General features: G+C 39.9%; 24 protein-coding genes. 21 read left to right on the plus strand and 3 right to left on the minus strand.

The features are described 5' to 3' along the window. The first annotated feature begins 95 nt into the window (after window positions 1-95). Genes QM419_RS01180 through QM419_RS01195 form a run of 4 tightly spaced genes read left to right on the plus strand, consistent with a single transcriptional unit; the run spans window position 96 to window position 2,493 of the window. The gene (locus tag QM419_RS01180; protein ID WP_263393416.1) at window positions 96-878 is read left to right on the plus strand and encodes an alpha/beta fold hydrolase; all 783 of its coding nucleotides are present in this window, start codon (window positions 96-98) and stop codon (window positions 876-878) included. 36 nt (window positions 879-914) lie between these two features. Beyond that, on the plus strand, window positions 915-1,433 hold the full coding sequence (rimM, locus tag QM419_RS01185) for a ribosome maturation factor RimM (protein WP_414277626.1): 519 nt from the start codon (window positions 915-917) through the stop codon (window positions 1,431-1,433). Beyond that, window positions 1,423-2,142 carry a tRNA (guanosine(37)-N1)-methyltransferase TrmD gene (gene trmD, locus QM419_RS01190; protein ID WP_414277627.1) on the plus strand — a complete coding sequence of 240 codons (720 nt, stop codon included), beginning with the start codon at window positions 1,423-1,425 and terminating at the stop codon, window positions 2,140-2,142. The genes rimM and trmD overlap by 11 nt, the downstream gene beginning before the upstream one ends. A 12-nt stretch (window positions 2,143-2,154) precedes the next feature. Beyond that, window positions 2,155-2,493 (plus strand): ATP cone domain-containing protein, encoded by a 339-nt coding sequence (locus QM419_RS01195; RefSeq protein WP_004253071.1) that lies wholly within the window; start codon window positions 2,155-2,157, stop codon window positions 2,491-2,493. 29 nt (window positions 2,494-2,522) lie between these two features. Here the strand turns inward: QM419_RS01195 and QM419_RS01200 are convergent, their stop codons facing one another. Beyond that, window positions 2,523-2,843 (minus strand): hypothetical protein, encoded by a 321-nt coding sequence (locus QM419_RS01200; protein ID WP_006153680.1) that lies wholly within the window; start codon window positions 2,841-2,843, stop codon window positions 2,523-2,525. A 92-nt stretch (window positions 2,844-2,935) separates the two neighbouring features. On the opposite strand from QM419_RS01200, the gene QM419_RS01205 reads away from it, so the two are divergent. Continuing rightward, window positions 2,936-3,151, plus strand: coding sequence for a YdbC family protein (locus tag QM419_RS01205; protein WP_006151239.1), 216 nt, complete (start codon window positions 2,936-2,938; stop codon window positions 3,149-3,151). A 51-nt stretch (window positions 3,152-3,202) separates the two neighbouring features. On the opposite strand, the gene QM419_RS01210 is transcribed toward QM419_RS01205, so the two are convergent. After that, the gene (locus QM419_RS01210) at window positions 3,203-3,742 is read right to left on the minus strand and encodes a biotin transporter BioY (protein WP_004253081.1); all 540 of its coding nucleotides are present in this window, start codon (window positions 3,740-3,742) and stop codon (window positions 3,203-3,205) included. A 140-nt stretch (window positions 3,743-3,882) separates the two neighbouring features. Then, entirely contained in the window at window positions 3,883-5,229 is a 1,347-nt protein-coding gene (gene gor / locus QM419_RS01215) for a glutathione-disulfide reductase (protein WP_414277628.1), read from the minus strand. Between the two features lie 238 nt (window positions 5,230-5,467). Between gor and QM419_RS01220 the strand changes: the two genes are divergently transcribed. The 16 genes from QM419_RS01220 to QM419_RS01295 all read left to right on the plus strand — a co-directional run bounded on the left by QM419_RS01220 (window position 5,468) and on the right by QM419_RS01295 (window position 18,042). Beyond that, a complete protein-coding gene (locus QM419_RS01220) occupies window positions 5,468-6,655 on the plus strand; it encodes an efflux RND transporter periplasmic adaptor subunit (RefSeq protein WP_247921389.1) in 1,188 nt (395 codons plus the stop codon). Further along, a complete protein-coding gene (locus QM419_RS01225; RefSeq protein WP_414277629.1) occupies window positions 6,639-7,340 on the plus strand; it encodes an ABC transporter ATP-binding protein in 702 nt (233 codons plus the stop codon). Before QM419_RS01220 ends, QM419_RS01225 begins: the two co-directional genes overlap by 17 nt. Window position 7,341: 1 nt before the next feature. Then, complete coding sequence (locus QM419_RS01230) at window positions 7,342-8,601, plus strand: ABC transporter permease (RefSeq protein ID WP_414277630.1); 1,260 nt, start codon at window positions 7,342-7,344, stop codon at window positions 8,599-8,601. A gap of 135 nt (window positions 8,602-8,736) precedes the next feature. After that, the gene (gene metG, locus QM419_RS01235; protein WP_414277631.1) at window positions 8,737-10,734 is read left to right on the plus strand and encodes a methionine--tRNA ligase; all 1,998 of its coding nucleotides are present in this window, start codon (window positions 8,737-8,739) and stop codon (window positions 10,732-10,734) included. A gap of 101 nt (window positions 10,735-10,835) precedes the next feature. After that, window positions 10,836-11,762 carry an aldo/keto reductase gene (locus QM419_RS01240; RefSeq protein ID WP_414277632.1) on the plus strand — a complete coding sequence of 309 codons (927 nt, stop codon included), beginning with the start codon at window positions 10,836-10,838 and terminating at the stop codon, window positions 11,760-11,762. Window positions 11,763-11,915: 153 nt separating this feature from the next. After that, a complete protein-coding gene (locus QM419_RS01245) occupies window positions 11,916-12,950 on the plus strand; it encodes a DNA/RNA non-specific endonuclease (protein WP_414277633.1) in 1,035 nt (344 codons plus the stop codon). A 106-nt stretch (window positions 12,951-13,056) separates the two neighbouring features. Then, window positions 13,057-13,293 carry a DUF2829 domain-containing protein gene (locus QM419_RS01250; RefSeq protein WP_000141913.1) on the plus strand — a complete coding sequence of 79 codons (237 nt, stop codon included), beginning with the start codon at window positions 13,057-13,059 and terminating at the stop codon, window positions 13,291-13,293. Further along, window positions 13,286-13,984, plus strand: a complete 699-nt coding sequence (locus QM419_RS01255; protein WP_414277634.1) for a 3-oxoacyl-ACP reductase — start codon at window positions 13,286-13,288, stop codon at window positions 13,982-13,984. Before QM419_RS01250 ends, QM419_RS01255 begins: the two co-directional genes overlap by 8 nt. Before the next feature lie 36 nt (window positions 13,985-14,020). Then, window positions 14,021-14,347, plus strand: a complete 327-nt coding sequence (locus QM419_RS01260) for a hypothetical protein (protein ID WP_414277635.1) — start codon at window positions 14,021-14,023, stop codon at window positions 14,345-14,347. Between the two features lie 27 nt (window positions 14,348-14,374). Next, window positions 14,375-14,794 (plus strand): SMI1/KNR4 family protein, encoded by a 420-nt coding sequence (locus QM419_RS01265; RefSeq protein ID WP_414277636.1) that lies wholly within the window; start codon window positions 14,375-14,377, stop codon window positions 14,792-14,794. A gap of 18 nt (window positions 14,795-14,812) precedes the next feature. Beyond that, window positions 14,813-15,154 (plus strand): hypothetical protein, encoded by a 342-nt coding sequence (locus tag QM419_RS01270; RefSeq protein WP_414277637.1) that lies wholly within the window; start codon window positions 14,813-14,815, stop codon window positions 15,152-15,154. A gap of 58 nt (window positions 15,155-15,212) precedes the next feature. Then, window positions 15,213-15,584, plus strand: coding sequence for an Imm51 family immunity protein (locus tag QM419_RS01275; protein WP_414277638.1), 372 nt, complete (start codon window positions 15,213-15,215; stop codon window positions 15,582-15,584). Between the two features lie 50 nt (window positions 15,585-15,634). Further along, entirely contained in the window at window positions 15,635-16,240 is a 606-nt protein-coding gene (locus tag QM419_RS01280; protein WP_414277639.1) for a DUF6707 family protein, read from the plus strand. 39 nt (window positions 16,241-16,279) lie between these two features. Continuing rightward, window positions 16,280-16,780: an NUDIX hydrolase gene (locus QM419_RS01285; RefSeq protein ID WP_414277640.1), complete on the plus strand. Its 501-nt coding sequence runs from the start codon at window positions 16,280-16,282 to the stop codon at window positions 16,778-16,780. Continuing rightward, window positions 16,758-17,660, plus strand: a complete 903-nt coding sequence (locus QM419_RS01290) for a putative PEP-binding protein (RefSeq protein WP_414277641.1) — start codon at window positions 16,758-16,760, stop codon at window positions 17,658-17,660. Before QM419_RS01285 ends, QM419_RS01290 begins: the two co-directional genes overlap by 23 nt. Further along, complete coding sequence (locus QM419_RS01295) at window positions 17,602-18,042, plus strand: ASCH domain-containing protein (RefSeq protein ID WP_414277642.1); 441 nt, start codon at window positions 17,602-17,604, stop codon at window positions 18,040-18,042. Before QM419_RS01290 ends, QM419_RS01295 begins: the two co-directional genes overlap by 59 nt. The last annotated feature ends 104 nt before the right edge of the window (window positions 18,043-18,146 follow it).

Genomic DNA, 18,146 nt, shown 5'->3' on the forward strand with positions numbered 1-18,146 from the left:
TGCTCTTTTCTCCAACTTGTGAAAATCCCTATAACATGATAAAATAAAGGGTAAGGGTATATAATAAATCATTGTATAGAATGAGTGGTTTCTTTATGAAGAGGTTTGAAGTATCTACAGAAATTGGTAGTCTCTCTGTTACTTATCAAAAGCAAAAGAAAGTGCTAGTTTGTTTAAGTGGCGCAGGTTTGCTACCTAGTTATGAAAATTTTTCACTTATACTTGAAAAACTTCCTCCCACAATTGGTTATTTGACAATTGATTTTCCAAACACAGGTAGGAGTCTGATTTATGACCAAGCTGGAAAAAATCTAGATAATCTTACAGATGCGGTTTATGAAGTACTTGAAGAGTTGGAGATTTCTGAATATATACTTTGTGTACATAGTTTGAGTGGAATTGTAGCTTGCAAATTACTCAACAAACCAATTAAGTGTCAGGCCTTAGTAGCGATTGAACCAACAACTAAAAAAGTAATGTTTGCTGATTTTTCAGAAAATCCTTATCCAGAAATGGAAGAGCAGATGAGACTGATTGAAGAATTCGGTCCTGAACTTTATTTTAAGAACTTAACTCAAGCCACATTTAGCCCTGAAACCAACAAAGAAATTTGGAAATTAATGCAAGAAAAAGGTTCAGAGTTGGAAAATCAAGATCCAGGATTTCAGATATCTGGAGAGATTACTGAGGAAGATTTTGAGGATATGTCAATAGCAGATCGTATCCCTGTATTTATTTTTTGTCAGGCTTATAGAGAAAAAGAGTACAGAGAATCAGAATATTGGACTTCCAGTACTAAACTCATTTTAGGAGGGAATCACCATTATTTACAGTGGTCTGAATCAGAGAAAATTGTAGATATTATTAAAAAATTGTAAGAAGAAAATGGAGATAAGGAAATTACAGGAGATCAGATGAACTACTTTAACGTTGGAAAAATCGTCAATACGCAAGGTTTACAAGGTGAGATGCGAGTCTTGTCAGTGACAGATTTTACTGAAGAACGCTTTAAAAAAGGGGCAGAACTTGCCTTATTTGATGATAAAGATCAATTCGTGCGAACAGTGGTTATTGCTAGCCACCGGAAGCATAAGAATTTCGATATCATCAAGTTCAAGGATATGTACCATATCAATGACATTGAAAAATACAAGGGTTACAGTCTAAAGGTTGCTGAGGAGAATCTCAATGAACTTGATGATGGTGAGTTTTACTACCACGAGATTATCGGTTTAGAAGTCTATGAGGGAGATAACTTGATTGGAACCATCAAGGAAATCCTTCAGCCAGGTGCCAATGATGTCTGGGTGGTCAAACGTAAAGGCAAACGTGACCTACTCTTGCCCTATATTCCGCCTGTTGTCCTTAATATAGATATTCCTAATAACCGTGTGGATGTTGAACTCTTAGAAGGGTTAGACGATGAAGATTGATATTTTAACCCTCTTTCCAGAAATGTTCACACCCTTAGAACATTCCATCGTTGGAAAGGCTCGAGAAAAAGGACTCTTAGATATCCACTACCATAATTTTCGTGACTACGCTGAAAAGGCCCGTCATGTTGACGATGAACCCTACGGTGGTGGTCAAGGGATGTTGCTAAGAGCGCAACCCATCTTTGATGCCTTTGATGCCATTGAAAAAAAGAAGCCGCGCGTGATTCTCTTAGACCCAGCTGGAAAACAGTTTGACCAAGCCTATGCTGAAGATTTGGCTCAAGAAGAGGAACTCATCTTTATCTGTGGTCACTACGAAGGTTATGATGAGAGGATTAAGACCTTGGTAACAGATGAGATATCTCTTGGAGATTATGTCTTGACCGGTGGAGAACTAGCTGCAATGACTATGATTGATGCGACGGTTCGCTTGATTCCAGAAGTTATCGGGAAGGAAGCAAGTCACCAGGATGATAGCTTTTCATCAGGTCTCTTGGAATATCCTCAATACACGCGGCCTTACGATTTTCGTGGTATGTTAGTTCCTGATGTGCTTATGAGTGGACACCATGAAAACATACGTCAATGGCGACTCTATGAGAGCCTTAAGAAAACCTACCAACGTAGACCTGATTTGCTGGAAGAGTATGAATTGACAGCAGAAGAAGAGAAAATGTTAGCAGAAATTAAAGAAAATAACAATTAAAAGGAGAAAACTATGCAAGTAATTAAACGTGATGGACAAGTCGCTGATTTTGATCCAGATAAAATCTACCAAGCTATCCTCAAGGCAGCTCAAACAGTCTATGTATTGACGGACGATTTGCGCCAAAATCTAGCTCAAGTGACTAAAAAGGTTGTTTTGGATTTGGAAGAAGCAAAAGTAGAACGTGCAACTATCAGTATGATCCAATCAATGGTTGAGCACCGCTTACTAGGTGCAGGATATATCACTATTGCTGAACACTATATCTCTTACCGTTTGCAACGTGATTTGGAGAGAAGTGGTTACGGCGACCACATCGCTGTTCACCTTCATTTTGAACAAATTCGTTAATAGAAAAAGAGTGAGATGATAAAAGCATCTCACTCTTTCTTAAATCTTCTTTTTTGGGCCGTTTGGATAGTAGAGGGAACGAAAGTTACCCTTCGAATATCCGACACTCGAATAATACGGCTGACATTTTTGGCGAAATTTTTAACAATAATTTGTTGGCGGTCAGTATCATACTTGATAATATCGCCTGTAAAACTCGTTTCCGCAAAGATGATATGTACAGCCTTTTTTTGGGCTAGGGCTTCTTCAAGTCTAGCAATTAGGGAATCGCTTTTTTCAGGAATGGAATCTTCATGTCCATTGACAAAATCATGGACTTTTTGCAAAGCCTGTTTTAATAAATCTTTCATTCCGGCCTCCCTTCTTTTAATCATTATATAAAAATTTTATGAAATCTACAAGATTTTTCGAATAATCAATTGAGAACAAAAAGGAGAAAAACATGGCAGAATTTACATTTGAAATTGAAGAACACTTGCTTACTCTATCTGAAAACGATAAAGGATGGACCAAAGAAATCAATCGTGTCAGCTTTAATGGTGCACCAGCAAAGTTTGACATTCGAAGCTGGAGTCCCGACCATACCAAGATGGGGAAGGGAATTACCCTATCAAACGAAGAGTTTCAAGTCATGGTGGATGCTTTCAAGAATCAATAATCATTCATCTAAGATGAATCAAAAAGAGACCGGGGAAAATCCCGGCCTCTTTTATTTGCTTGAAAAATAAGCTTGTGTACGGAGACGTTGGAGTAGTGGTCGGCTGATGAAGCTAATGGCTACAATTTTGGCAAGATCAGGTATGATAAAGGGAATAACACCGACAGCCAGTGCTTTATCAAAAGGCATTCCAGCTAAGAAGTGGAGACTGAGAATACCACCGACAAAAACAAGTGAATCTCCCAAGAGATTTGCAAAGAAAATACGTAGGACACCACTATTAGTGTGAATGAGATAGGAAGCAAGCCCTGCATAGACAAGGTCGAACCAAAGATAACCAGCGCTTGGTCCAACTAAAACATGAAATCCAGCTCCACCGTTAGCAAAGACCGGAAGTCCAATAGCCCCAAGTAAGAGATAGAGTCCGACAGAGAGAACAGCTTCCCTTGGTCTAAAAACAGTAGCGATGAGTCCAATAGCAAAGTTTTGCAGAGTGAAAGGAACTGGACCAATCGGCATACTAATTTGTGCCAATACTGCAATCAGTGCAGCCCCGATAGCTGGGATAGCGTAAATGTGTGCTTTTTTCAAAATAGTTAACCTCTTATATAAATTATAGTAACTATTATACCGAATGAGATATAAATGTCAACCTATTTTAAAATAAAAGGTTACAAATCTGTAACGGCCGATTTAGAGTAAAAAAGAGACCAAGGGGTCTCTCTTTTCTTTTAACGCATGGTCACAAATTCTTCTGAGCCAGTTGGGTGGATAGCGACAGTAGCATCAAAGTCTGCTTTTGTAGCTCCCATCTTGATAGCAACTGCGAAACCTTGAATCATTTCATCGACGCCATAGCCGATACCATGAAGTCCAACAACCTTTTCGTCTGCACCAGCTGTTACGAGCTTGAAGCGAGCTTCTTGACGGTGACTAGTAACGGCAGAATACATAGATGCAAATTTTGAAGTATAGACTTTAACGTTTTCTTGGCCGTACTCTTTGATAGCTTCTTCCTCAGTCAGACCGACTGCTCCGATTGCTGGGTGTGAGAAAACTACAGTTGGAATAGTCGTGTAGTCCATTTTAGCATTGGTTTTACCGTTGAAAAGTCTTTCGGATAGGGTACGACCAGCCTTGATAGCAACAGGAGTTAGTTCCTTTTCACCTGTGACATCTCCAAGAGCGTAGATTCCGTCAACGACTGTGTTCTGGTATTCATCAACCTGGATAAAGCCGCGTTCATTGAGGGTGACACCAGCTTTTTCGAGTTGAAGTCCTTTAACATTTGGACGACGACCAGTTGCCCAGATAACTTGACTGGCAGTATGAGTGCTGCCATCTTCGAAATGAATGGTAATACCTTGTTCAGTTTCTTCAAGTTTAGCAGGGACTTTGTGGGTGTGGAGGTTTAGTCCAGTATTTTTCATTTCTTGAACTAGACTCTCAACGATATAGCTATCAAATCCACGTAGTGGACGTTCACGACGTACAAAAAGGTCAGTCTTTACACCAAGTGTATGGAGAACACCAGTTAATTCTACAGCAATGTAACCAGCACCTAGAATAGCTACCGATTCAGGTAACTCCTCCCAGGCGAAGACATCATCTGAGCTACCACCTAGTTCAGCACCAGGAATAGAAGGGATATGAGGATGAGCTCCAGTCGCAATTACAATATGCTTAGCGCGGATCAATTCGCCATTAACACTGACAGTATGAGCATCAACGAACTCAGCACGTCCTTCAATCAAATCAACCCCGTTGGGCTTGAAGCTTCCATCGTAAGACGAGCGAGCACGGTCAATATAAGCTTCACGATTCTTACGAAGTGTTGCGTAATCAAATTCGTTGTCAGTGCTTGTGAAACCATAGTCAGGTCCATATTTGTGGATACTCTCTGCAATTTGGGCTCCATACCACATGATTTTTTTAGGGACACAGCCGAGATTGACACAAGTTCCACCTAATTTCTTTTCCTCAATAACTGCGGCTTTAGCACCATGTTCGCCAGCACGATTCATGGTAGCAATACCCCCGCTACCTCCTCCGATGGCGATAATATCATATTCTCTCATTGAAAGCTCCTTTAGTTGTTTTCTAGTCATATTCTATCTTTTTTTGGAAGTCAATGCAAAAATCTGCTACGCTTAAATTTCTTAAGAAAATGCTTGCAAAAATAAAAAAGAAGATGTATTATATAACTAACACAACAATAAAAGATTTGGCAATTATTTTTGGATGGTCGGAAAGCAATTGTCCATTTTTAGGACTTGTGCTATAATTTTAATATATGTTTATAAAAGAGGTATGGATATGAAAAAGAAGTCAAAAGCCAAGAAATGGCCTTTATTTACAGCTATCGGTGTTGCATCAGTTCTGGTAGTGGGAGCAGCTGCTGTTCTTCTATTGAGACAACCTAATCAAGCTGCAACACAAGACGAAACTGCAAAAATTGTTCTTGCCAAAGAGGGATCAGTGGCTTCATCGGTTCTCTTATCTGGTACCGTAACAGCTCAAAAAGAACAATATGTTTATTATGATGCTAGTAAAGGTGACTTGGATGAGGTTTCGGTCTCTGTCGGAGATAAGGTAAGTGAAGGCCAAGCTCTTGTTAAGTATAGTAGTACAGAAGCTCAGGCTGCCTATGATGCTGCCAGTCGCGCAGTTGCGAAAGCTGATCGTCATATCAATGAATTGAATGAGGCACGAAATACTGCTGCAACAACACCTGTACCCCCTCAAGCAGGGATTGAAGGCGCTACGGACCAAACCCAAGCGCAATCATCTACATCAGCTACAGCTTCTATTGATTCACAAATCAGTGATGCCCGTGATGTTCGTGCAGACGCAGTGGCACAACTTGAAAAAGCCCAGGCTCAGTTGGATGCCTCTACAGTTTTGAGTACGGTAGAAGGTACAGTTGTTGAAGTCAATCGCAATGTTTCAAAATCTCCAGCAGGAAATAGCCAAGTATTGGTGCATATCGTTAGTAACGACAACTTGCAGGTTAAGGGAGAACTTTCTGAGTATAACCTTGCCAATCTATCTGTAGGCCAAGAAGTTACCTTTACTTCTAAGGTTTACCCAGATAAAACTTGGAATGGTAAGATTAGCTATATTTCAAATTATCCAAAGAACAGTAGTGAAGCAAGCAGTAGCTTAGCTGGTTCCAACACTGGTTCTAAATACCCATATACGGTCGATGTAACTAGTGAAATTGGTGATCTAAAACAAGGTTTTACTGTCAGTGTCGAAGTGAAAAGCATGAGTAAAGCATTGCTTGTTCCTATTACAAGTATCGTCATGGAAGAAGATAAAAACTATGTTTGGATTCTTGACGAAAATCAAAAGGCCAAAAAAGTTGAAGTTGGATTGGGCAATGCAGATGCAGAAAACCAAGAAATTACATCTGGTCTGACAGATGGAGCAAAAGTCATCAGTAATCCGACAGCTTCCTTGCAAGAAGGAAAAGAGGTGAAGACTGATGAAGCAACTAATTAGCCTCAAAAATATCTGCCGTAGCTATCGTAATGGTGACCAAGAACTTCAAGTCCTTAAAAACATTAACCTAGAAGTTCATGAGGGAGAATTCGTGGCTATCATGGGACCATCTGGTTCTGGTAAGTCTACCCTCATGAATACCATTGGTATGTTAGATACCCCTACAAGTGGTCAGTATTTTCTAGACGGAAAAGAAGTAGCTGGTTTGGGAGAAAAACAATTAGCCAAGGTTCGAAATCAAGAAATCGGCTTCGTCTTTCAACAATTCTTTCTCTTGTCCAAAATGAATGCTCTACAAAATGTAGAACTTCCATTGATTTATGCGGGAGTTGCGGCTTCAAAACGTCGTAAATTAGCAGCAGAATATCTGGAAAAGGTTGAGTTGACAGAACGTAGCCATCACTTACCTTCGGAGTTGTCAGGTGGTCAGAAGCAAAGGGTTGCCATTGCGCGTGCTCTAGTCAACAATCCTTCAATCATTCTAGCAGACGAACCGACTGGGGCACTTGATACCAAAACAGGAAATCAAATCATGCAACTCTTAGTTGAATTAAATAAAGAAGGAAAAACCATTATCATGGTTACGCATGAGCCTGAAATTGCTGCCTATGCGAAACGTCAAATCGTCATCCGTGACGGTATCATTTCGTCTGATAGTGCCCAAGTAGAAAAGGAGGAAAACTAAGATGCAGAATCTTAAATTTGCCTTTTCATCCATTATGGCCCACAAGATGCGTTCTTTCTTGACCATGATTGGAATTATTATCGGTGTTTCTTCTGTTGTAGTTATCATGGCTTTGGGAGATTCCATGTCTCGTCAGGTCAATAAAAACATGACCAAGTCTCAGAAAGACATTCATGTCTTTTTCTCACCTACTAAGAGCAAGGACGGTTCCTTTACCCAGAAGCAATCTGCTCTAACTCTGTCTGGTAAAGAGGAAGATGTTATTGTTGAACCACCAAAACCTCAAGAATCCTGGGTTAAGGAAGCTGCTAAGCTCAAGGGAGTGGATAGTTACTATGTGACCAACTCAGCCAATGTTACCTTGACCTATAAGGATAAAAAAGTCGAACACGCTAACATGACGGGTGGGAATGTCACTTATATGGATGCGGTCGAAAATGAAATTATTGCAGGTCGAAGTCTTAGAGCACAAGATTATAAGAATTTTGCAAACGTGATCATTTTAGATGAAGAACTTGCTAATAGCCTTTTTGGTTCTGCACAGGAAGCACTCAATCAGATTGTGGAAGTAAATGAAATCAGTTACCGTGTTATTGGTGTTTATGCAAGTAAAGAAGCCAAGGCTGTAAAAGCCTTTGGAGTCGGAGGACTACCAATTACGACCAATATTTCCTTGGCAGCTAATTTTAACACAGACGAGATTTCAAATATTGTCTTCCGTGTTAACGATACGAGCCTGACTCAGACTTTAGGTCCAGAATTGGCAAGAAGAATGACGGAGATTGCAGGTCTCCAACAAGGGGAGTATCAGATAGCAGATGCAACGGAAGCCTTCAACGAAGTGCAACAACTCTTTGGCTTCATAACAACGATTATTAGTGCCATTGCGGGGATTTCCCTTTTTGTTGGTGGTACTGGTGTTATGAACATCATGCTTGTTTCGGTGACAGAGCGTACTCGCGAGATTGGTCTACGAAAAGCACTGGGAGCTACACGGGCTAATATTCTGGTTCAATTTTTGATTGAATCCATGATTTTAACCTTATTAGGTGGATTCATTGGTCTACTGCTTGCTGCAGGGGTGACTATGCTTGCAGGTGTTCTTCTTCAAAACATGATTGCAGGAATCGAAGTTGGTGTATCCATCCCAATCGCTCTCTTTAGTCTAGCGGTCTCAGCTAGTATCGGTATGATATTCGGTGTTCTACCAGCCAATAAAGCCTCTAAGCTGGATCCTATCGAAGCTCTTCGCTATGAATAATTTAAAAGATAAAAAACGAGATGGACGCTTGTCTATCTTGTTTTTTTGTATGGATTTCTCTATCGAAAATCACTAAAAATGTGGTATAATGAAGTGTTAGAAAAACAGGTTTCATTAGCCTGGAAAGGAAATATTATGTCTGAAAAGAATTTTTATATTACAACACCGATTTACTATCCATCTGGTAAACTTCATATCGGTTCTGCCTACACAACCATCGCTTGTGATGTCCTAGCTCGCTACAAACGTCTGATGGGCTACGATGTCTTTTATCTGACAGGTCTTGATGAACATGGTCAAAAGATTCAACAAAAAGCAGAAGAAGCTGGCATCACACCTCAAGCCTATGTTGACGGTATGGCAGTTGGAGTTAAAGAACTCTGGCAATTGCTTGATATCTCATACGATAAATTTATCCGTACCACAGATGACTACCATGAAAAAGTAGTGGCTCAAGTCTTTGAACGCTTGCTTGCTCAAGATGACATCTACCTTGGTGAATACTCTGGTTGGTATTCAGTTTCAGATGAGGAATTCTTTACAGAAAGTCAACTTGCGGAAGTTTTCCGTGATGAGACTGGCAATGTAACAGGTGGTATCGCTCCATCAGGACACGAAGTGGAGTGGGTATCTGAAGAGTCTTATTTCCTTCGCCTAAGTAAATACCAAGACCGTTTGGTCGAATTTTTCAAATCTCATCCTGACTTCATCACTCCAGATGGACGTCTCAATGAAATGTTGCGTAACTTCATTGAGCCAGGTTTGGAAGACTTGGCGGTTTCTCGTACAACCTTTACCTGGGGTGTACCAGTCCCATCAAATCCGAAACACGTAGTATACGTTTGGATTGATGCCCTTCTTAACTATGCGACAGCTCTTGGTTATGGTCAAGAGGATCATGCTAACTATGATAAGTTCTGGAATGGAACAGTCTTCCATATGGTTGGGAAAGACATCCTTCGTTTCCACTCGATTTACTGGCCAATCCTTCTTATGATGTTGGATATCAAATTGCCTGACCGCTTGATTGCCCACGGTTGGTTTGTCATGAAAGACGGCAAGATGTCTAAGTCTAAAGGGAATGTCGTTTATCCTGAAATGTTAGTAGAGCGCTATGGACTGGATCCACTTCGTTACTACCTCATGCGTAGCCTTCCAGTTGGTTCAGACGGAACCTTCACTCCAGAAGACTATGTAGGTCGTATCAACTATGAATTGGCAAATGACCTTGGAAACCTCCTCAACCGTACGGTTTCCATGATTAACAAGTACTTTGATGGACAAATCCCTGCCTATGTAGAAGGTGTAACAGACTTTGATAATGCACTTGCTCAAGTAGCAGAACAATCAATCGCTGACTACCACACCTATATGGAAGCAGTTGACTATCCACGTGCGCTTGAAGCAGTCTGGACTCTTATCTCACGTACTAACAAATACATCGATGAGACAGCACCTTGGGTTTTAGCTAAGGATGAAGCGCACCGTGACCAATTGGCAAGTGTCATGAGCCATTTAGCAGCCAGCCTTCGTGTCGTAGCGCACTTGATTGAGCCATTTATGATGGAAACTAGTCGTGCAGTTTTGACTCAACTTGGTCTAGCAGAAGTTTCTAGCCTTGAAAACTTGAGTTTAGCTGATTTCCCTGCAAATATCACTGTAGTTGCTAAAGGAACACCTATCTTCCCACGTCTTGATATGGAAGAAGAAATCGCCTATATCAAGGAACAAATGGAAGGCAACAAACCTGCAGTCGAAAAAGAATGGAATCCAGATGAAGTTGAACTCAAACTGAACAAGGAAGAAATCAAGTTTGAAGACTTTGACAAGGTTGAAATTCGTGTTGCTGAAGTCAAAGAAGTTTCTAAAGTGGAAGGTTCTGACAAATTGCTTCAATTCCGCCTAGATGCTGGTGATGGTGAAGATCGTCAAATCCTATCTGGTATTGCGAAATTCTATCCAAATGAGCAAGAATTGGTCGGCAAGAAAGTACAAATCGTTGCCAACCTCAAACCACGTAAGATGATGAAAAAATATGTCAGCCAAGGGATGATCCTCTCAGCTGAACATGATGGCAAATTAACTCTTCTAACAGTTGATCCAGCTGTACCAAACGGAAGTGTGATTGGATAAGATTAAAAGAACCAGTTTGAGCTGGTTCTTTTCTTTTGTGAGGTGTCAGTTGATAAAAGAGACATTCTGCTTTATAATGAAGAAAAACGGAGGAAAAAGCCATGAAATACATTTCATTTGGACAAGATAAAAGAGAACTATCAGAAATTGTCCTCGGCATGATGCGAATCAGTGACAAATCGGTTAAAGAAGTGGAGGAGCTGGTTGAAACAGCCCTATCTGTCGGAATCAATGCCTTTGATTTGGCAGATATCTACGGTGGAGGTCAATGTGAAGAATTACTAGGTCAAGTGTTGAACAATCGTCCTGACCTACGAGAAAAGATGTGGATTCAGTCCAAATGTGGGATTCGCATAGAAGAATTTACCTTTTTTGATTTTTCAAAAGATTATATTTTAGAGTCAGTTGATGGGATTCTACAACGATTGCAGGTTGATTATCTAGATAGCTTGCTTCTCCATCGTCCAGATGCCTTGATGGAAGCTGACCAAGTGGCAGAAGCTTTTGAAATCTTACACAAACAGGGCAAGGTTAGAGATTTTGGTGTATCCAATCAAAATCCTATGATGATGGAATTGCTGAAGAAAGAGGTCAAACAACCTCTAATGATCAATCAGTTACAACTAAGTGCAGCTTTCACGCCTGGTTTTGAGGCTGGTTTCCATGTCAATATGGAAGGTAATAAGGCAGCTTTGCGTGATGGTAGCGTCTTTGAATACTGCAAACTGAATGACATGGTCATTCAGGCATGGTCAGTTTTACAGTTTGGTTATTTCAAAGGTAATTTTGTTGGCAATGAACAATTCCAACAACTGAATCAAGTTCTCAATCGACTAGCCCTTAAATATGGAGTAAGCCCATCAGCTATTGCCATCGCTTGGGTGTTACGCTATCCAGCTAAGATGCAAGCAGTAGTAGGAACTACAAACCCCAAACATCTATTAGAGGCAAGCAAAGCAAGTAACTTGACTCTAACACGAAAAGAATGGTATGAGATTTACCTAGCAGCAGGAAATGATTTGCCATAGAAATTAAAACGAAATCCATTCAAGAGCGAGGTTCTATCTCACTCTTTTTGTTTAAAAAAATTTATATAATTGTTTGAAAATACAAACTATAAATGATAAAATGGTATAAAATAACAATATAATAAATATTTTAATAATTTAGGAGAATATAGAATGAAAAAAATAGTTTTGACTTCTGTTGTTTTTCTCTCGCTGCTGACATCAGTTGGTTGCTCGAAACATAAGGAAGAGGCGAAAGTAACTGAACCTGTAACGACTGAACAGACCACGCAGGATAATACAAAATTGTACAAGGAAGCTGGTTTACTTACTTTTAGAAACGAAAAGCAGCTGGAACTTGGGGAACTCGATTCCAAATCTCGTGCAACCTATGCTCATATTCAATTGAAAGATAGTGATGAACCTAAAGAAAAGAGAGAAGCTAAATTAACCTTTGATCCAGTTGGATGGCATAACTATAAATTTTACTATGGTGATGGTACAAAAGAAGCCTGGTTAATGAATCGCGGTCATTTAGTTGGTTATCAATTTAGCGGACTAAACGATGAAGGTCGTAATCTAGTTCCTATGACAGCCTGGTTAAATACAGGGGCCTTTACTGGAACAGATGACAAAAATCAAAGTAGCATGCTTTATTATGAAAATGGACTAGATTCATGGCTTGTAAATCATCCAAACTATTACCTTGACTATAAGGTGACAGCAGTTTATAAGGATGATGAATTGATTCCGAGACAGATTATCTTACAGTACGTTGGAATTGATCAGGATGGTAAGTTACTTGAGATTAAATTAGGTAGCAGTAAGGAAAAAATTGATAAGTATTCTGTAACCCATGTTGCCTTAGATAATGTTTCAGAAAATGCTGAAATAAATTATGCGGATGGTACTGCAAAAAATACAGTTAAGTCAGCTGAAGAACGTGCAGCTGAACTTAAAGCAGCCGAGGAAAAAGCCAAGAAAGAAGCTGAAGAAAAAGAAGCACAAGAAAAAGCTAAAAAAGAAGCAGAAGAGAAGGCTAAAGAAGAACAGAAACAGCAGGAAACTCAAGCACCGGCACCAGCAGAAGAAGAATCACAAAATAGTAATACAGGTGGTTACTTTAGAGATAGAAAAGGAAGATGGCACCGACCAAATGGGAAATATGCCTCTAAAAAGGAAATCAGAGAAGCTGGTTTGCAGTGGTAATCTACTAAGACTTAAGAAATCATGAAAAATAATTGTCAAAAAGCCGTTGGAAAGCGGTTTTTTGTTATAATTAAATTAAGGTATTTAGAAAATAAAGGAGAAAGACATGACATTTGAAGAAATCCTGCCTGGACTAAAGGCAAAAAAGAAATACGTCCGTACTGGCTGGGGTGGGGCTGAAAACTATGTCCAGCTTTTTGATACCATCGAACAAAATGGAGTTGCTCTTGAAGTGACACCTTATTTCCTCATCAACGTCTCTGGTGAAGGGGAAGGTTTCTCTATGTGGAGTCCAACTCCTTGTGATGTCTTAGCGACAGACTGGGTGGAAGTTCATGACTAAACGTGTACTGATTACAGGAGTTAGCTCAGGGATTGGCCTAGCACAGGCTCGCTCATTTTTACAAAATGGTTATCAAGTTTACGGTGTGGATCAGGGTGAAAATCCTGACTTGCAGGGCGACTTTTTCTTTCTACAACGTGATTTAACACTTGACTTAGAACCAATTTTTGACTGGTGCCCTCAGGTGGATATTCTTTGTAACACAGCAGGGGTATTAGATGACTACAAACCCTTACTAGAACAAACAGCCCAAGAAATCCAAGAGATTTTTGAAATCAACTATGTGACTCCAGTAGAGTTGACGCGAAATTATCTGACTCAAATGCTGGAAAATAAAAAAGGAATCATCATCAATATGTGCTCCATCGCTTCAAGCCTAGCTGGCGGTGGTGGTCACGCCTATACCTCGTCCAAACACGCCTTAGCTGGTTTTACCAAGCAATTAGCTCTAGATTATGCTGAAGCTGGTATTCAGGTCTTTGGGATTGCTCCTGGAGCAGTCAAGACTGGTATGACCGCCTCAGACTTTGAACCAGGAGGATTGGCGGACTGGGTGGCAAGTGAAACACCTATCAAACGCTGGATTGAGCCAGGTGAAGTTGCTGAAGTTAGCCTCTTTTTAGCAAGTGGAAAAGCGAGTGCCATGCAGGGACAAATCCTGACTATTGATGGTGGATGGTCTTTGAAGTAATATAGTTGATACTCAGTGAATATGTGGAGGTAAGCTATGAAAAGAGATGAGTTTGGATTTGTCTTGCCCAATCTCTACTATCAGTTTTTATCAGAGTGGGAAGAGATTGACCCCTATGAAATTGGAGATTCAGGCATCTGTTTGTACGCTAAGGAGGATCTTCAAGAGCGAAATGAGACTTATCAGATTGAGGAAGTAGAGCCAGATTACTTTATGATTGGACAGGAAGGAGATTTGGCTTACTTTATCAAGAAAAATTCTGATGATTGCATTTATGAAAATGATTTGGGAGCTTTAGGTTCCTTAGAAATGCAAAAAGTTGCTACAAATGTCTATGACTTTATTGACAAGGTCTTGGAATAATGGCTGTAAAAAAGGAAGAGATTAATCATGTTTAGAGTGCTAGATGCAGATTCACCGATTTCAAAAGAAGAATTTTTGCAATTTGAGGGGATTCTTGGAAAGAAATTGCCAGAAGCCATGAAAAATTTTTATCTCAAGCACAATGGTGGTCAGCCCCAAGTAAGTGGTATCCACGATGAACATCACCTCTTTCCCTTCAATTCCTTTAATTCACTTGAGGAAATGTGCCAATCTCTTACATGGTATGACGATGAGGCTGTGCCTGCAGGATTTAGGGCTACAGACCTTCTCCATTTCGCCTATGATCCTGGTTCTGGCAACTATACACTTTCTCTAAGGTCAGAGGATTATGGCAAGGTGTATTTCTATGTTTTAGAAGAAAAAGCTGAGATCTATGGTCAATGGGCTTCTTTTGAGGAATTTTTGAACTCTTTTGTTGAAGAGTGAGATTAAAAAGGAGACGGGATGCGAAAACACCAAGAACTTTCACTAGAGCAGATAATTGAGCAGGTGCGCGTAGATCAATTGGTATCAGATGATTTTTGCCTCTATGGCAAGGAGGATGGAGAACTGGCACTGGAAAAGCTCTATTGGGTATCAGATTATCCAGATGTTGTGGAAGACCGTGATGTCTACCCAGCTGATGCAACGGATCAACATCTCCAGCTAGTCTACTATGGAGAGCAGTTGATTGATGTTCTCACCGTAGCGATTGAAGAAAAGCCAGATGCAAGTCTCCAAGACTTGGTTGATGCTTTGAATTATTATAATCAGCATGATAGCTTTATGCCTTTTGATGCTGAGTAGATCTACTAGATTTATGAAGTCCTGTTACCAATAAACGCGTTCCATAAGGAGTTTAAAAATGATGGATTACAAAAAAATAAATGTAAAAATTGCCCCTTTTAGCCTGCTTGTATATGATGAGGATCCTAAAAATGTTCGAGGGTCGCTCATTTATTACCCTGATGGAGAATACAGACAGGAAGTGTTTGACACTCGAGAAGAGGAGGGATTTGAAGGAAACGGCTACGATTGGGCATCCCTAGCTTGGGTATTTTTGGAGGAAAAAATGCCTGAATTAAGCGATGCTATCGACTTTGATCCTGAAGGAAGTATGTTTTGCGCCTATTCTTCCAAGGTGGACGCCTTGGCTAAATTCGCTTTAGAATTTAAAGAATTTTGCGATGATATCGAAGCTATGAAAGACTTGTTCAGTCGAGCAGAGTTGGATTAGTTGACTAAAATCTCTTTAAATTTTTTTAAAAAGAATAGAAAGGATTTCAAATGAAGCTACCAGAAGTAGTTGAACAACTGGAAAAACATCCAGACCTACATCTCTATTTAGATAAAATTTTAAAAAAGAATAAGAAAACTCAAGCTAGCTATCTCGAATCGCTGAATCATCTGGCCTATTTACTTTATCTGGATGGTCAAGAGGAAATGACTAAAAAATTATTAGATAGGATCATACAAGTTCCATTTGAAGGGAATTATAACATTTGGACCTTTGTTGATAGCTCTCTGGTTTTATTGGCCTATCTGGAAAGAGAAAAAGAAAATCAGGTACTCGTCTATAAAAAACTCCTTTTGTCTCCGTTAGAACAAGGGGAGGAATCCACTCAAAAAATAAGAAGGAGGGTTCATCAGAGATTTTTGAATGGCGATAGCCTGGAGCAAAAGCTTGCAAAAGTCGAGCAAGCTTCAAGTTCTGAATCAGAAATGGAACGTCGTTTGCTATACTTGACAGATCTATTGAAGATTCACCTCTTTATTGCTGAGTCAACGTTTGAAGAGACAGATATCCAAGCAAAAATAAAAGAGAATATGGAGATACTGAAGAAGTATATCAAAGAGTATGAAATCTATAGCCTCTTTCCTTTTAAGGGATAAGGTGAGATAACAATCTTGGAGATTAAGAAAGAATAGAATATGGAAATCAAAAATCACTTTGGTGTATATGGAATCTGTCTTCAAGACGGGAAATTGCTTTGCATTGAGAAAACGAGAGGACCTTATCAGCATCGTTTTGATTTACCGGGTGGTAGTCAAGAACCAGGTGAGGGGCTGACAGAAACCCTCAAGAGAGAGGTTCTGGAGGAGACAGGCTATACGCTTAGCCGTTATTCAAATCCTAGGATGTATGATGTGCTGGTTCAAGAAGAAGGGAAAGACTTCGCAGTACACCATATTATGGCCTTTTATGATATAGTACTTGATTTCGAGAGCTCTCAACAATCCCTTCCTCAGGAGGTTCTTGATGGAAGAAATGATTCAGCAAATGCAATTTGGGTCCCTATTGAGCAGATGACCCAAGAAAATGCCTCGCCTATAGTATTAAAAGTGAGGGCAGAGTTACGAGGATTTGCAGAATTGGATATGACAAGCTATAAGAATTGGAAGGTGAAACATGCAAAACCAACTTGCTCTTAGTGGCGAAAAAATTGTTGAAAAAGTTTACCCTCAATTATTGCATCATGTTGGTATGATTCGTGGGGAATATTTGTTGAGAGAGCTTAATCAAAACATCCTATTAGCAAGTTGTCAGCAATTTGTAAAAGATTATCTAGATACCATTTGCTCCTTGTACTCAGATGAGGAGGTTTGGTATCGTTTTTCAGAGTTAACAAATACAGAAGCTAATTGTTTAGAGGGGACTAAAGAGCATTTTGATGAAAATCATCCCTTGTTTGGATATAGAGGGACAAGGCGCTTGCTGACTTGTCCGGATGAATTTCAGGCTGAGGCAAATGTCGTTACAGAAGTTTATCAAACAAATCCCAATCTATCTGTTATTTTTCCTTTTGTCAATGATGCCGACCAATTAAAACAAGCTATTACAGTATTGCGTCAGTATGGTTTTACCGGGAAAGTCGGCACGATGATTGAATTACCGTCAGCTTATTTTGACTTGGATAGAATACTGGAAACGGGCATTTCAAAGATTGTAGTTGGAATGAATGATTTAACTTCTTTTATTTTTGCGACTGTGAGAAACAGTCAATGGCATGATATGGAAAGTCCGATTATGTTAGACTTACTCCGACAAATGAAGGAAAAAGCAAAGGCTAAAAAGATTGATTTTGCTGTAGCAGGCTATCTGAATACTTCTTTCATACAAAAAATGAATCAGATGGGTATCGAATGTATTCTCCATTACAGCTCTATTCCAGAGATTTTTGATATAGAAATTGACCATCGAGACCATCTTAAACATATAAAAGAAGAAAGTAAAGAATTACAAAGGAGAAAAAATGACACCTCAAGAAATGTGGAATGCCTACAAGCAAATCAACCCCTTGATTGGAGATGAAATAGACGCCTGGGCTTTTGGAGTGGAAGCTGATCTCTTGGCTGACTTGGTTCTAAGAGGCGAAAAAATAGCAACAGCCTCAGCTTACGACCTCTACGAAGTAGAGGACGAACCCCTGCCACAAGAAGGGACTTTCGATGTCATTTTAGACAGTCAAGATCAGGCTGTCTGCATTGTTGAAATTACCAAGGTTTCTGTTGAGCCTTTTCAGCAAGTGTCAGCAGACCATGCCTATAAGGAAGGGGAAGGGGACAAATCTCTGGCCTATTGGCGGCAGGTTCATGAGGAGTTTTTCACGGAGTGGCTGGAGGAAGCGGGGGTGACTTTTACCCCTGACAGCAAGGTTGTTTTAGAAGAATTTCGTAAGGTCTATCCTCTGTAGACTACTAGTAGGAAGAAAGTTTTAGAAATCGCCGTCCAAAGCTTTTTTCTGACTTTAAATGATAAAATAGCTAAACAAAAAGCGGACATGATTGTCCGCTTTTT

The organism is Streptococcus infantis (assembly GCF_047464715.1).
In the GTDB taxonomy this organism is placed as follows: domain Bacteria; phylum Bacillota; class Bacilli; order Lactobacillales; family Streptococcaceae; genus Streptococcus; species Streptococcus infantis_S.

Excerpts from the sequence above, each read along its gene's own strand:
- QM419_RS01180 (WP_263393416.1), top strand. The coding sequence starts at position 96 with ATGAAGAGGTTTGAAGTATCTACAGAAATTGGTAGTCTCTCTGTTACT.
- rimM (WP_414277626.1), top strand. The coding sequence starts at position 915 with ATGAACTACTTTAACGTTGGAAAAATCGTCAATACGCAAGGTTTACAA.
- trmD (WP_414277627.1), top strand. The coding sequence starts at position 1,423 with ATGAAGATTGATATTTTAACCCTCTTTCCAGAAATGTTCACACCCTTA.
- QM419_RS01195 (WP_004253071.1), top strand. The coding sequence starts at position 2,155 with ATGCAAGTAATTAAACGTGATGGACAAGTCGCTGATTTTGATCCAGAT.
- QM419_RS01200 (WP_006153680.1), bottom strand. The coding sequence starts at position 2,843 with ATGAAAGATTTATTAAAACAGGCTTTGCAAAAAGTCCATGATTTTGTC.
- QM419_RS01205 (WP_006151239.1), top strand. The coding sequence starts at position 2,936 with ATGGCAGAATTTACATTTGAAATTGAAGAACACTTGCTTACTCTATCT.
- gor (WP_414277628.1), bottom strand. The coding sequence starts at position 5,229 with ATGAGAGAATATGATATTATCGCCATCGGAGGAGGTAGCGGGGGTATT.
- QM419_RS01220 (WP_247921389.1), top strand. The coding sequence starts at position 5,468 with ATGAAAAAGAAGTCAAAAGCCAAGAAATGGCCTTTATTTACAGCTATC.
- QM419_RS01225 (WP_414277629.1), top strand. The coding sequence starts at position 6,639 with ATGAAGCAACTAATTAGCCTCAAAAATATCTGCCGTAGCTATCGTAAT.
- QM419_RS01230 (WP_414277630.1), top strand. The coding sequence starts at position 7,342 with ATGCAGAATCTTAAATTTGCCTTTTCATCCATTATGGCCCACAAGATG.
- metG (WP_414277631.1), top strand. The coding sequence starts at position 8,737 with ATGTCTGAAAAGAATTTTTATATTACAACACCGATTTACTATCCATCT.
- QM419_RS01240 (WP_414277632.1), top strand. The coding sequence starts at position 10,836 with ATGAAATACATTTCATTTGGACAAGATAAAAGAGAACTATCAGAAATT.
- QM419_RS01245 (WP_414277633.1), top strand. The coding sequence starts at position 11,916 with ATGAAAAAAATAGTTTTGACTTCTGTTGTTTTTCTCTCGCTGCTGACA.
- QM419_RS01250 (WP_000141913.1), top strand. The coding sequence starts at position 13,057 with ATGACATTTGAAGAAATCCTGCCTGGACTAAAGGCAAAAAAGAAATAC.
- QM419_RS01255 (WP_414277634.1), top strand. The coding sequence starts at position 13,286 with ATGACTAAACGTGTACTGATTACAGGAGTTAGCTCAGGGATTGGCCTA.
- QM419_RS01260 (WP_414277635.1), top strand. The coding sequence starts at position 14,021 with ATGAAAAGAGATGAGTTTGGATTTGTCTTGCCCAATCTCTACTATCAG.
- QM419_RS01265 (WP_414277636.1), top strand. The coding sequence starts at position 14,375 with ATGTTTAGAGTGCTAGATGCAGATTCACCGATTTCAAAAGAAGAATTT.
- QM419_RS01270 (WP_414277637.1), top strand. The coding sequence starts at position 14,813 with ATGCGAAAACACCAAGAACTTTCACTAGAGCAGATAATTGAGCAGGTG.
- QM419_RS01275 (WP_414277638.1), top strand. The coding sequence starts at position 15,213 with ATGATGGATTACAAAAAAATAAATGTAAAAATTGCCCCTTTTAGCCTG.
- QM419_RS01280 (WP_414277639.1), top strand. The coding sequence starts at position 15,635 with ATGAAGCTACCAGAAGTAGTTGAACAACTGGAAAAACATCCAGACCTA.
- QM419_RS01285 (WP_414277640.1), top strand. The coding sequence starts at position 16,280 with ATGGAAATCAAAAATCACTTTGGTGTATATGGAATCTGTCTTCAAGAC.
- QM419_RS01290 (WP_414277641.1), top strand. The coding sequence starts at position 16,758 with ATGCAAAACCAACTTGCTCTTAGTGGCGAAAAAATTGTTGAAAAAGTT.
- QM419_RS01295 (WP_414277642.1), top strand. The coding sequence starts at position 17,602 with ATGACACCTCAAGAAATGTGGAATGCCTACAAGCAAATCAACCCCTTG.